Origin of the sequence: Williamwhitmania taraxaci, assembly GCF_900096565.1 — a bacterium.
GTDB lineage: Bacteria > Bacteroidota > Bacteroidia > Bacteroidales > Williamwhitmaniaceae > Williamwhitmania > Williamwhitmania taraxaci.
Window position 1 is genome coordinate 54,807 of record NZ_FMYP01000006.1, and the last position, 13,502, is coordinate 68,308.

Below are 13,502 nucleotides of genomic sequence, written 5' to 3' on the forward strand. Positions count from 1 at the left end.
TTGAGAAGTGAGTGCGAATAGTAATAAGTAAGGCACCTCTTACCTAAAGTCAGGAAAAAACAATGCATTAAATAATCAAAATGCCGAAAAGGATTAACGCCTACGTAATTGTACATCAATGTTAACCTGCAACACATCTAATCTAAGGAAAAAAGGGCTTACTTTAGGAAAAAAAAGATGACACGGAAAGCCCTTTTCGAGAAGGTAATTGCCTACTTTCAAGAGAATATGCCAATTGCGGAAACCGAACTACATTACAATAACCCATACGAGTTGCTGGTTGCCGTGATTCTATCGGCACAATGCACCGATAAAAGAGTCAACGAGATCACTCCTGCCCTATTCAGGCAGTATCCTGTAGTAGCGAAGTTGGCCCAAGCAGAGGTTGCAGAAATATTCGAAATAATTCGATCCTGCTCATATCCCAACAACAAAGCCAAACACCTTTCGGGAATGGCTAAAATGTTGACAACTGAGTTTAATGGAATTATGCCATCGGATGTGGACGAACTGCAACGATTGCCTGGAGTAGGAAGAAAAACAGCCAATGTGATAGCTTCCGTAATATTTAACAAACCGGCACTTGCTGTAGACACCCATGTATTTAGGGTGGCAGCAAGAATTGGACTAACGGTTCAGGCAAGAAACCCACTAGAAACAGAACAACAGTTAGTCAAGCACATACCCGAAAAACTTATCCCCATAGCCCACCACTGGCTAATCCTTCATGGGCGCTATGTTTGCACTGCCCGAAAACCGCAATGTAAGGATTGTGGCCTAGCAGAGATTTGCGTTTTCTATCAAAAAAACATCCAAAATCCCGATCAAAAAAAGAAATAGGCAAAACAGGTGCAAAAAACACGTCAATTCTCTATATTTACATCACCCCAGCCAAGTGGTTAATGAAGGACAATAAGCAAAAAAAAGGCGAAGGCCTAACGGAGCAAGAACTGGCAACCATTGTAAGCCAAATATCTACCGGAATTTCTATCATTCAGGATGGGAAGATTGTTTTCTGTAATGATCAATATGCCAAAATTATTGGGGTAACCAAGGAAGCGCTCATCAATAAATCCCTGATTGAAGTAGTTCATTCGAAGGATAAGAGGCTACTTGCGCTCATCTTGGCAAAAGATTTCCCGGAAATTAAGGATAAGAAGAGAAACACCCTAACCTACCGAATACTTGACAGTAGCGGAACATTAAAATGGTTGAAGTCGAGCCTCTCTATAATCGAGTGGAATGGAGCGCCAGCGCTATTGGATAGTGCTATTGACTTTACAACTCAAAAGTTAAACGAAGCGGTGGTGTTCGAGGAAGAAAGAAACTTCCGACTTCTATATAACAGCATCGATGATTTGATTGTCATCGTAAACAGCACGCTTCATGTAATTCAAACCAATAGCGTAGCCATAAAACTACTGGGTTACAAGGATTATGAAATTCTCCACAAAAGCATAGACGAAATACACACGCCTGAAATAAAAAATCTTGCAAGCGAACTATTTCTGAATCCATTACTACCCGACAGACGAAATATCATTACAGAAATCTCCAAGGCCAACGGAGAACCCTTAATCACTGAAACCTCTATTTTAAGGGGCAATTGGAGCGATCGCCCAGTGCTGTTTTTTGTCAGCCGAAACATTACCGAAAAAATCAATGCAGAAAAAGCAGTAAAGGCGTCGGAAGAAAAATTTCACAAAGCATTTGAGACAAACCCCATCAGTATGGCCATTACAACCAAAGATGGAGGAGTCTTTATCGATGTAAACAGCAGCTTTATAAAAACATTTGGATACAAAAGCAAGCGCGAAATCATAGGAAGAACCACAGAGAGCATCAAGTTTTATCATAACGAACAAGATAACCAACAAATACTTAGAACTCTTGAAGAAGAAGGTGGATTTGATAACCGGGAAACACTCTTGCATAAGGCCAACGGGGAAATAGTTTTTGCCCTATATTCTGGGGAAGTAATAAATATCTTCGGCCAAGACTGTATCATATCCGCTATTAACGACATTACCCACCGAAAACAAGTAGAAAATGCGCTTCAGGAAAGGACTGCTCAGCTGGGCTCGATACTGAATAACCTTCCATTCATGGCGTGGATAAAAAATATGGCAGGAGAATTTCTTGCCGTTAACGAAGCATTCGCACACCACTACAATCGCAGTGTTGAGGATATCCTTGGCCATACCGATTTTGATTTCTGGCAAAGGAGCACTGCAGAACTCTATAAGCAGAGCGACGACCTGATTGAATCAACTAAAGAAAAACTGTTTTTTGAAAGTTCGGACATAATCGACGGAAAGACCGTCCACTGGGAAACCTTCAAGTCACCAGTTTTCGATTCTGAAGGCAAAATAATTGCAACAACTGGCATTAATCGCGATATAACTGAGCAAAAAGAATCTCAACTAGAACGAGAGAAAAACCTTCAATGGCAGGAGTTACTCACGGACTTCTCGTTTACCCTTTCCGTTTCACCTGTGCTTGACCAGGTAATCGAGAAGCAGTTGGCGAAAATTGTGAACCTACTCGACCTTTCCCGGAGTTTTTTCATGGCAGTATCGGAAACGCACATTGCTCAAATCGATTATGAGTGGTGTGCTCCCGAAGTAAAACGACGGAAGCACGTTTCGGGCCACATAAACTTAGAAATGGCTGCGCGCCTCAATATCAAAGTAACTCAAGGCGAAATTATTGTCGTTGAAAACGTATTAATCGATTTACCGGAACAACTCCAAACACTACTAAAAGCAAGAGAAACGAAGGCTTTGCTCATTGCCCCAATTTATCGCCAATCCGACTTTGTTGGGTTACTCTGTTTTGAAGATATTCGAACGCCCAGAGTTTGGAGGAAATTTGAGAAAGAAGGCTTAAAAACGATTGCCAACTTACTTTCCTCTGCCTTGGAGCGAAAACAAGCAGAAACCCTGCTTACTAAAAGCGAAAAGAAATTCAGAGAATTTGCAGAACAATTGCCAGAAATTGTTTTTGAGACAAATATTGCAGGCACTATCACTTATGCCAACAACCAACTATACAAGGATTTTTACATTGATCGGGAGCAAACAAAAATAAATCTCAGCGAGCTTATAAGCCCAAAAGATCATCCGAGATTCGAGAGCATTTTCAAAGAGGCTATTCTAAAAATGAACTCTCCAATCGGCGAGTTCAACGCAGTGAGTTCCGCCCAAAATGAGTTTCCAATTCTACTCCACTTAAGTCCGCTCATGGAGGACGATCAGTGTAAAGGAACTCGTGGACTGCTCATCAATATCTCGGAACAGAAAAAACAAGAAAATGAAATACTTAAAGCCAAGGAGACAGCCGAAAAAGCATCAAAAGCAAAGGAAGAGTTTTTGTCGGTGATGAGCCATGAAATACGTACCCCTTTAAATGCGGTAATAGGGCTATCGAATCTGATGCTTCAGGAATCCCCAAGAAAAGACCAAGAGGAAAACCTTGAAACGCTGCTCAGTTCGGCCTATAGCCTCCTTGCACTAATAAACGACATTCTCGATTTCTCGAAGATTGAAGCCGGTAAGGTTACCATCGAAATGCAACCCTTCAATATCTTTGAATTTGTCCGCGATATTGCAAAGCGATTTGAACTAACGGCCCAACACCGTGGAATCGATCTCATAACAATGATTGATCCTGACCTACCAAAAGTATTGATAAGCGATCCATTCCGACTAAACCAAATCATAACCAACCTTGTGGGGAATGGAATAAAATTCACTAACGATGGAGCCGTTACAATTGAAATTAAGCCACTCAAACAGAGTAAGCAGAACATCCTTGTTCAATTCTCCATTAAGGATACTGGGATTGGAATCAGAAAAGAAAAACAGTCTGAAATATTCAAAGAATTCACTCAAGCAGATGCTGCAATTACCCGAAAATATGGAGGAACTGGTTTGGGGCTTGCCATTTGCAAACGCTTGGTAAGCCTATTGGGAGGAGAGATTCAGCTGAAGAGTACACCAGAAACAGGTAGTGTTTTCTTCTTCAATCTTTGGCTCGAAATTGAAAAAACCCCACACACAATTATTCCAAAAGAAAAAATCATAGAACCCACCTTTCCCCGCGATGGGGAACAGCCTCTTCAAGGATTCAGCGTTTTAGTGGTCGAAGACAACGAGATAAACAAGCTTATTGTGAAAAAATTCTTGATTAAGTGGGGCGCAGAATTCCACCATGCCGAGAATGGACAAATAGCGGTAGAGATGGCAAACGAGAACTACTACAACTTGATTCTAATGGACATTGAAATGCCCGTAATGGGTGGATACGAAGCCACCCAAATGATCCGCAGTGGAAAATCAAAATGCAAAACCATCCCAATCATTGCCCTTACAGCATCGGCACTTCCCGATATTCAAAAACGCATTTTGGAAGCTGGAATGAATGATTACTTGCTTAAGCCTTTCAACCCGAATAACCTTCGACATAAAATCTCAGAATGGGTAAGAAAACAATAGGTGTTATTCTCGTGTTTAAACAAAACTAAAAACACAATTACAATCCAAAATTACAGCAACTATGAAAAGGATTATATTCATCACTACTCTGCTCATCATGAGCATATTTTCGTTGACATCCAAAGGACAAACGCTTCCTCCACTTAACCAAAAAATTGTTGACTATGTCAAAACTGTTATTGGCAAAAAAGTGGACCGTGGCGAATGCTGGGATCTAGCTAATAGAGCGCTTACCGACAACAAGGCCGAGTGGGATGGCGAATATAAGTATGGAACACTACTTAATCCGAAGAAGGATGAAATACTACCCGGAGATATCATTCAGTTCGAGAAAGTAAAAGTAGTGTTTAAGGTTGGCAACACAACCACAACCGAAATGATGCCTCACCACACAGCAATTGTATACCGTGTAATAGAAGCAGGCACCTACGAACTGGCCCATCAAAACACAGGCTTCTCTGGTCGAAAGGTAGGTCTTAGCGAATTCAACTTAAACAACATGGTAAAAGGGAAAATTTATTTCTATCGTCCCGAGTATAAAAAGTAAAGAATAATCAAAACAGAAAAACATATACCATGATTCGTCTAATAACTATTGGCTTTTTTCTTCAATTTTCTGCTTTTTGCGCGTTAGGGCAAACCATTACCTTCACTGTTAAAGAAAGCCCAATACCCAAAGCATATTTGTTTTTGAACCATGGGAATAACACCGAGAGAGTAGACTCTGCAATGCTAGAAGACGGAGGGAGATATGTATTCACGGAAAATAAGAATCGAGTTTCCGGCGAATACACCCTTTCACTTCCGGGCAAAGGGGAAATAAAATTCATCTATGCTGGAACAGATGTGGATGCAATCGGCAATTTTAAAAATTTAGAAGAGTCTATTGAATACCTCACCTCTGACGACAATCAAGCATACGGGGCTTTCTTAATGGCCAAAAAACTATATGAGAAGAAAAAAGAGTTGCTCGAGAAAATAGAAGTTTTATACCCCGACAGTAGTCTACAAAGAAAAATATTTCGCAAAGAGATAAAAACAGCGGAACAAGAGTTTTGGTTGGGAAGTCAACAAATTGCTAAAAACAACCCAACACTGCTCGCATCCACCATAATTAAAGCCACTATTGGAAAAAAGTCCGCCGATAAAATCACATCAGAAGCAGCGGCAACTTGGACCAAAGAGCATTTTTGGGATGGAATAAACCTATCCGATCCTCGATTAGAGTTCACCGAGATAGGTGGAAGTCTGATTTGGAATTATCTTGAACTTTATTTTGACAACAGCCTAAACAAGGAAGACCAGGAGACTGAATTTAAGAAAGCATTAAACAGGTCATTTGGGCGATCGGATATTGCTGAGAATCTCGTTATTTTTTGGGCCAATGAACTCTTCAAAGTATTTTCCGAAACCGACTACGAGGGAATGACAGCGTTTCTATGGGATACGTTTATTGAGTCGAACTGCAGCACAATGGATAAGAGACCACTGACAGCCACCGATATTCAAAAGATAAAGCAAACCGCTGTTGGTGAAAAAGCCTTTGACTTTACCTTTCGCGTAAAAGGAAAGAAGTTGAAACTATCCAAAGTAGAGGCCACATACAAATTGGTGCTCTTTTGGTCGAGCTGGTGCCCTCATTGTATTATAGAACTCCCCCACATTAAAGAGATTTACGAAACATACCATCCGCTTGGATTTGAAATCATTGGTGTATCGCTCGACTATGGCGAGAAAGAATACTCAAGTTTTCTTGAACGAGAACAGCTTGATTGGTTCAACTATCTCGATCCGGAACCCTATGAGAGTGAGTTGAGCCAGGCATACAATGTAACCGGAACGCCAAAAATGGTATTGGTAGACCAAAACCTTACCATTCTATCCAAACCAGCTACTGCCGAACAGCTAAAATCGAAACTGAAGGAACTATTCAAGAAACCCTAGCATATGAAAACGCCCATCCTTATTACAGCAATGGCAATAGTCGTTATAACAAGTTGTCAGATGCAAAATCAAAGCGAAAAAAGAGAGCAATTCAAAAAAGAAATAGTAGCAGCAGAGCATGCTTTTGCACAAATGGTGAAAGAAAAGGGATTAAAAGAGGCCTTTTCCTTTTTTGCTGCCGACAGTGCAGTCCTTAATCGCAGCGACGTTATTCACAAGGGAAAGGAGGCAATAAGCGCACTCTACTCCAATTCCAGTGGGCTTCAAAATGTGACGTTAACCTGGACTCCCGATTATGTAGATGTTTCGTCATCAGGCGACCTAGGATATACCTATGGAAAGTATCAATACTCAGGAATAGACTCTTTTGGAAAAACGGTTGTGAGCACGGGGATATTTCACACGGTATGAAAAAGACAAGTCGATGGCAGTTGGAAATTTGTTTGGGATTAATGCAACTTCCCCTAATATAGAAAGGCGGATACTCCAGTTAAGAGTATCCGCCTTTTTACTTGATTTGAGTTACTACATATTCAGCAACGCTTCAGTTACCATCTGGTTGCGCTCTTCGGTAGTCATATTAGCAATACGCTCCCGCTCGGCCTCTTCCCGTGCAGCACGCTCCTTATCCACAGCTAACTTCTTCTCAAGATACAATCCGTGAATTTTATCTTCAAGGTATTTTGAAGCAACTGCAGGAAACAGTTCCAGAAGCAACTCTTCCTTTTCGTTCTTAGCTAGGAAAATATCCTTGCCATACTCTGGAAAAGAAGGATTTGGCTGGCGCTGGTAAGCCTCAGTATTATAGGGCACTTCGTCTCGAGTTCCGGCAATCTTCATTCTGAAATCGGGATCCACTGGTATGGGCGTTTTGCCATAAGAGCCCTTAACAAGATTCACAAACTGAATTGATTTACTTGTATAGAACGGCAACCCCTTGTTCTCGTCGATAATGCAGTTTACTGCCTGAGCACCAACAATTTGACTAGTAGGCGTAACAAGCGGAGGACAACCTGCCGCCAAGCGAACGGTTGGAATAATCTCCATTACCCTCGGTATTAAATTTTCCAGCTGCAGCTGCTTAAGCTGAGCGAGCATGTTGGTATACATGCCGCCTGGTACTTCGGCAAACTTAACAACCTCATCGGGTTCAGGGAAGTTAAAATACTTCTCAATACCGTAACAGGCTTTTAGTAAAGCCTCTTCATCATCAGCCTTCGCTGCCTCAACTGCCTGATCAAAGAGTTTTTCAATATTAGCTGGCAGCTTATCTTTAGTAATATCAAAATCGATAGGGAACAACTTATAGCTATCCACGCTAGCCAACTCTTGACGAATAACCTTTAACTCCTTATTGATTCGAACAACAGCATCGAGATTTACGCCAGTTTCAATATCGAGTTTGTTGCAAAAGATTTGAATGATTTCGAACGAAGGAGCTGCAGGACCACCCGAGAAATTTAGAATTGCAGTATCTAGAATGTCAATACCATTAACAAGCGCCATTACAAAAGCACCTAAGCCATAACCAGGCGTGCAGTGCGTATGGAAATCGATGGGAATAGAAACATTACTCTTGAGAGCACGAATAATTTTCCCAGCCTTGGAGGGAGGAATTAAACCAGCCATATCCTTCAAGGTAATCATATCGGCTCCCATACCTTCTAATTCACGAGCCATTTTCACAAAATAATCGATGGTGAAAATCTCTGATGGTAATCGCTTTCCTTTTAGCAGTGCTAAAAACTTCTCTTTTCGAGTAAACTTTGGATCTACGGTATAGCAAACGGTGCAATCAGCTATTCCACCATTCTCCTTGACATACTTAATGGTACTTCGTATGTTAGAAGCATCATTCAGCGCATCAAAAATACGCATTATAGAAATCCCTGATTTTACTGCATTCCTGTTGAATCCCTCTATAACAGACTCCGGATAAGGATTATATCCGAACAGGTTTCGACCACGTGAAAGCGCTGTGAGTTTGGAAACATCTCCAATTTCACGTTTAATGGTTTCCAATCGCTCCCATGGATCCTCATTGAGATACCTCATTATTGAATCGGGAATAGCACCACCCCATACTTCCATTGCATAGAAACCAGCCTCACGGTATATGGGCAAAACCCGGTCTATTTGTTCTTGAGTCATTCGAGTGGCGAAAAGGGATTGCTGACCATCGCGCAATGTAACGTCCCTCACTAAAAGTTTCCTTGCCATACAACTGAATTATATTTTTGTTTTTAATTGTTATCAGAATAACACTGCAAAGTTGCAGAAAGTTCATCGGGCAGTAGAATTAAATTGTATGTTCTACAATAGATTTCCCCGTGACATTGCTCAACAAAACCAGTGCAAACGATTGCTCTTTGATTAATTGACAAGAAAAAGACATGGTGCATATTCCATTAAGTAGAAAGACGCATAGCCAATTCCAGCAATAAGATATCGTAATCGCTTTAGGAGCAATTTAACTACGGGAGTATTCGGCCCTCATGTATCAATAATCCTAAGAAAGATAATCGCGATAAGGCTGTTTATCGGCAATTTCGAGCTACCATGCTTTGGGCATCGAGGTTACCCATAGATGCAGCTTTTTTATAATCGATGCAGGCACCCTGCTCATCGCCCATTGCAGAACGGGCATATCCTTTTTGAAGATAGATGGAGGCCTTAGGAGGATCCAAATCGAGCACCATGGCATAATCATCAACCGCGTATTTGTAACTGTTGGTTTTCATATAGATTGTGGCCCTCGATAAGTAGTATTTAGCAACATCGGGTTTGAGTAGGATACAGCGGTTAATCTGCCGCAAAGCCTCCATGTTGAAGCCGCCCTGTTGAAGCAACTCGACGTATTCAAAGATAGCATCGGGATGATCGCCGTACGCTTTAAGAAAAAGGTTGAAATCGGATCGGCTTTGATCGGCGTTTCCAATACCGGCATTAGCCTTGGCCTTTATGAAGTAGAACTCCAAATTTAAATGATCTATATCGAGCGCTTGCTGGATATCGTCCAGTGCTTTTCCGAATTTGCCAACCATGAGGTAGGCCTTTGCTCGCCCACTCAGGTAATCGGAGTTCCGAGATGATCGTTTGATGGCCTGGGAATAGTTCTCTACAGACGCGGAATACGATTGTTGCAGGTAGTATATTCGGGCAAGAATAGCCTGCTGCCGATGAGGTAAACGATGCTTGGCACCCTTTTCGTTTAGCAAATCGAGGGCCTCTCCGTAGTTCTCCTTCGAAACCAGATAATCCAAATCAGCCTCAAACTGTTCGTTTTTCGAATAGTAATCACCATTCCAAAGGTTCTTCCAATACAACGAACTTTCGAGTCGCGTTAGGGCATTATCGCGTAAGTAAATGTTTTGGGGTAATTTGTACGACGAGTTCAAAGAGCGGAGCAACCAAATGCAAGCGATAGAATCGCGCTGGGTAAGCGCACATACCTTGGCTAAGCCGTAAGAACCAATGCCAGGCTTTTGTGCATCGGCCAGTCGAAAATTGGCTTCAGCCTCATCGAGTGAGCCTTTTTCTAAATAAAGATTTCCAAGAAATAGATAGCTATCCAATTCGGGTAATCCACTCGCTTTTGACTGGTTAAGGAATTCTAGCGCCTCACCAAATCTCTTTTCATTCACCGAATTTAGCGCTTGAAAATAAGATTCTAAATAAACTGGCTGCGAATAACCGCTGCCAACTACAAGTAGCGAAGCAAAAAAGGCAAGAAAGAAACGGAACATATTTGCCATAAGGTTAATCGGAACTATTTTTTGATTTATCACTCAAAAGGTAGACAAATCCAACCTTAGGGGGACCTTGAAATACGCCTACCGATCGCAACTCCCAAATATCACAAATATAGTAGTAAACACCGGGCGAGGCTAATTTGTCGCTACCCTTAACCTTTCCATTCCATCGGATTTCTGGATCGGTAGTTTCGAACACCAACTCTCCATACCGGTTAAAAATCTTTATGGATATTCGCTCTACATACTGATAGGTCTGATTAATCGGAACAAACAGATCATTTATCCCATCACCGTTAGGAGTAAAAACATTGGGAAGATCATACAAACTACAGCTATCTGATGCCACGGCTCTTGTCATAGCGCTTCTATTCCCAGCCGAATCGACAGCAACAATACCGTAAGCCCCACCAAGATTCTTGGATGGGTAGTGAAGATAGTTCAACTGATCGGCCTTTGGTATGTATGTTAAACTATCCATATCCTTATCCACTAAGTTGGAGTAGTAGAGTATGTAGGATGCCACATCGTGAGAACAAGGACCAGTAGGTAGTGTCCAATTAAGCATATTATAAAGACTATCGCAGCTTACCGCAATGGATAGCGATGGTGCACAGGGAGGAATGTTATCGAGAGGTTTAAGGCTTCGTATATGGGAGCGATTAACTGTTGCAAATTGCGCATTCTTATACGTGTAGGTTCCTTGGCTAATGGCAAAGTAGGTATAGTCTTTTCCATTAGTTAGGTATTGATCGCTATAATCGCGTGAATCGATGGTATTAATCAGGCTAAAAGGGTCACCCGCATCGCTACGAAAGATTTGGTAGGTGTTGTTTTGCCACGGAGTGTTATTGGCCATATGAATATTAATCTGCTCATCGGTTGCCTGCAACTCGGGCAAAGTAGTGGACGCTATTCCTGGGTATCCAACCTTCATATTCTTTGAAAGGTCAAACAATTCCACCATATAGGAGTATGGTCCGTCAATGGTATTAACGGGCGTATCGGAATAGGTAGTGTCGGAAAGAGATCCAGTGATTGAACCAATCGGCTGGAAGTTGCTGCCCCACAAATCGGCACTCCGAAAAATATTGTATTTATAAGGCCCTGGAAATTGAACCGCATCAAAGTCGGATGGAACACGCCAAGCGATATCGACACGACCAGATGAAAGATCATCCTCCTCGACGCTCACATTAGAAATAAATGGCAAGCCTGGAACTAACGTGGTGCATACCTCATCGGAAACATATCCTTCGAGACCCAAGTCAAAAACGGCTGCAATACGATAACAGTAATTTCCACCAAGAACAAGCCCGCTCCCATTATTATTATCAATAAACTCGAGGTTTGAAGGACCAACTGTTCCAACTTTTGTAAATCCAAAAAGGGGCAAAACGCCTGTTGTGCAAGAATCAATTATGTAGGTAGATGGATCGACCTTTCGATATATATTGTAGGAGGAGGCATTTCCACAGCCGCAAGACTCCCATCGAAGTGTAACGGCATTAGTAGCAGGTTCGGCAACAAGGTTTTTGGGAGCAGGACCTTTTATGGAAATCAGAATGGGATCCATGTCTACCAAATTAAGCCTAGAGTTATTATCCTCGGCCTTTAATATAACTTCATACGGTTGCGCCCTTATATGGGAACAATCGGTTTTCCAACTAAATTCAGAAGTAACTATCCCTGAGCTTACGGAAACAAGCTTAAGTTCATTGGCAGGACTAATGGCTAGCGATAGAGGACCACCAATAACTTTGTGTGAAACCGGATCGTTGTCCTGATCACGAGAAGTTACCAGAAGGGTTATTTTTTTGCCCGCTTCAGTGCAAACCCGCAGAAGCGGATCGTTAATCGGTGGGTTGTTGGTAGTGTTTCGCACATCGATTTGCATGTCGCGCACAATGTTTCCTATCTTAATTCCATTGCGCCATTCCATTACATTGATTGCCACGTTGAAACTTCCTGTATCGGAAGGTGTTTTCCAAATAAGGTCTCCGGTAGTAGGATTAACGGATATACTCTCGGTTGCTGGAGGGTAAACGTAGCCTGGTATAGGGTTTCCATCCTCACCTAAGCAAGAAGTAAGGGCATAGGAAATGCTATCGCCTTCGGCGTCATAAGCTGCGGGATTGTGCACGAATAGTTTAAACTTTCCGGCCAAGTCGATGGGAGGATTTAAGAGTTGTGGAGTGGTATTGTTACCCAAAGCGGCATTAATTACCAATGTCGATTTGATTGTAAATACGGTAAATACCGAGTTTGGGATATTTTTAACGCCATAGTTCCTATTAGGATCCTCCACCATAATATCGTAAGTACCAGCACCGGGAAAGGTGTGCTGAACCTTATAGGTGTTGCGCTTATAATTATTAGAGAGGAAGATCAGCTCGTAGCGGGCAACTTCCAAGGAGACATTGTCGCCAAATGAGACCATTAGCGAAGGCCGATCCGCTGTACCCGGAAGCGAACTGGTGTAGGTGACAACAATGATCTCGTAAGTGGAACCAGAAATCTGGCGATAGGTAATTTCACCCGCTCTGTTATGTGTAGCAAAGCAATGTAAATTAATCAGTATAAAAGCGGCAATGGCTATGATTCGATTCATTACTTTAGTTCAATCTCCTGCCGTAAGTTAGTAATATTCATCATATACCCCTTTTCGGTTCCATTACCTAGACTAAAAATGACCAAGTTACTTTGATCATCAAAAAGGTCTAAAAGGATTGTATTCTCGACTTGAGCAGAATTCAGGATAAACTTACCTTTCCGAGGTTTTTCAATAACCCCCTTCATGATAATCCAAATAGACTCTTCATTCATTTTCCGATCAAAGAAAGTAAGGGCTATAGGTTTGCTATTCAGTTCAACAAAAAGATGTTTGGTAAGATATCCAACCATATGTTCGTTGGCCTGAGGATTTTCTTCCCTGGTCCCCAACTTAAGTTCCGTAGCATTGAGTCTACTCACGAAGTGCTGAAAATCATCCGTAAAAAGTTTCACCTGCACCATAACAGACGAACTGTCTAAATTGACCTCGACGGTTGAAACGGATACGTGCACTGGATGAAACGAAAAACTCAAGGCAGCAGCAAAGAAAAGACTAAGCAAGGAGGCTCCCATAATGGCCAAAATTTAATTTCTAAGGTGAGGTAAAGTTACAACAATGGGGAATGATGTCAACTACTTTCGCAAAAAAGATTACTGATATATATCAAGCGGAAATCGTTGAATGGTTGCGGTGCATGAGAACCAGTGTCAAGAAAAGATGGTTAAGCAAAGAAACACCCGATAAATACCAAGTTTA

General features: G+C 41.7%; 9 protein-coding genes. 5 read left to right on the forward strand and 4 right to left on the reverse strand.

Features of this window, described 5'->3' with window-relative positions:
- The first annotated feature begins 177 nt into the window (after nt 1–177).
- From nth to BLS65_RS02775, 5 genes are all read left to right on the forward strand, one after another.
- The gene (nth, locus tag BLS65_RS02755) at nt 178–840 is read left to right on the forward strand and encodes an endonuclease III (protein WP_092435509.1); all 663 of its coding nucleotides are present in this window, start codon (nt 178–180) and stop codon (nt 838–840) included.
- A gap of 62 nt (nt 841–902) precedes the next feature.
- Nucleotides 903–4,496: a PAS domain S-box protein gene (locus BLS65_RS02760; protein ID WP_092435512.1), complete on the forward strand. Its 3,594-nt coding sequence runs from the start codon at nt 903–905 to the stop codon at nt 4,494–4,496.
- A gap of 61 nt (nt 4,497–4,557) precedes the next feature.
- Complete coding sequence (locus tag BLS65_RS02765) at nt 4,558–5,043, forward strand: hypothetical protein (protein WP_092435516.1); 486 nt, start codon at nt 4,558–4,560, stop codon at nt 5,041–5,043.
- Nucleotides 5,044–5,072: 29 nt separating this feature from the next.
- The gene (locus BLS65_RS02770) at nt 5,073–6,440 is read left to right on the forward strand and encodes a TlpA family protein disulfide reductase (RefSeq protein WP_092435520.1); all 1,368 of its coding nucleotides are present in this window, start codon (nt 5,073–5,075) and stop codon (nt 6,438–6,440) included.
- Between the two features lie 3 nt (nt 6,441–6,443).
- Entirely contained in the window at nt 6,444–6,851 is a 408-nt protein-coding gene (locus BLS65_RS02775) for a YybH family protein (RefSeq protein ID WP_125869744.1), read from the forward strand.
- 114 nt (nt 6,852–6,965) lie between these two features.
- Here the strand turns inward: BLS65_RS02775 and BLS65_RS02780 are convergent, their stop codons facing one another.
- From BLS65_RS02780 to BLS65_RS02795, 4 genes are all read right to left on the reverse strand, one after another.
- Nucleotides 6,966–8,660, reverse strand: a complete 1,695-nt coding sequence (locus BLS65_RS02780; RefSeq protein WP_092435526.1) for a carboxylase — start codon at nt 8,658–8,660, stop codon at nt 6,966–6,968.
- A 317-nt stretch (nt 8,661–8,977) separates the two neighbouring features.
- Nucleotides 8,978–10,186: a tetratricopeptide repeat protein gene (locus tag BLS65_RS02785; RefSeq protein WP_170829980.1), complete on the reverse strand. Its 1,209-nt coding sequence runs from the start codon at nt 10,184–10,186 to the stop codon at nt 8,978–8,980.
- A 13-nt stretch (nt 10,187–10,199) separates the two neighbouring features.
- Nucleotides 10,200–12,803 (reverse strand): T9SS type B sorting domain-containing protein, encoded by a 2,604-nt coding sequence (locus BLS65_RS02790; RefSeq protein ID WP_092435530.1) that lies wholly within the window; start codon nt 12,801–12,803, stop codon nt 10,200–10,202.
- On the reverse strand, nt 12,803–13,318 hold the full coding sequence (locus tag BLS65_RS02795) for a DUF6702 family protein (protein ID WP_092435533.1): 516 nt from the start codon (nt 13,316–13,318) through the stop codon (nt 12,803–12,805). Before BLS65_RS02795 ends, BLS65_RS02790 begins: the two co-directional genes overlap by 1 nt.
- Between the last annotated feature and the right edge of the window lie 184 nt (nt 13,319–13,502).

Bases quoted from the DNA above. Each gene is read 5' to 3' on its own strand.
- BLS65_RS02775 (WP_125869744.1), top strand. From the start codon at position 6,444: ATGAAAACGCCCATCCTTATTACAGCAATGGCAATAGTCGTTATAACA.
- nth (WP_092435509.1), top strand. From the start codon at position 178: ATGACACGGAAAGCCCTTTTCGAGAAGGTAATTGCCTACTTTCAAGAG.
- BLS65_RS02780 (WP_092435526.1), bottom strand. From the start codon at position 8,660: ATGGCAAGGAAACTTTTAGTGAGGGACGTTACATTGCGCGATGGTCAG.
- BLS65_RS02785 (WP_170829980.1), bottom strand. From the start codon at position 10,186: ATGTTCCGTTTCTTTCTTGCCTTTTTTGCTTCGCTACTTGTAGTTGGC.
- BLS65_RS02790 (WP_092435530.1), bottom strand. From the start codon at position 12,803: ATGAATCGAATCATAGCCATTGCCGCTTTTATACTGATTAATTTACAT.
- BLS65_RS02795 (WP_092435533.1), bottom strand. From the start codon at position 13,318: ATGGGAGCCTCCTTGCTTAGTCTTTTCTTTGCTGCTGCCTTGAGTTTT.
- BLS65_RS02760 (WP_092435512.1), top strand. From the start codon at position 903: ATGAAGGACAATAAGCAAAAAAAAGGCGAAGGCCTAACGGAGCAAGAA.
- BLS65_RS02770 (WP_092435520.1), top strand. From the start codon at position 5,073: ATGATTCGTCTAATAACTATTGGCTTTTTTCTTCAATTTTCTGCTTTT.
- BLS65_RS02765 (WP_092435516.1), top strand. From the start codon at position 4,558: ATGAAAAGGATTATATTCATCACTACTCTGCTCATCATGAGCATATTT.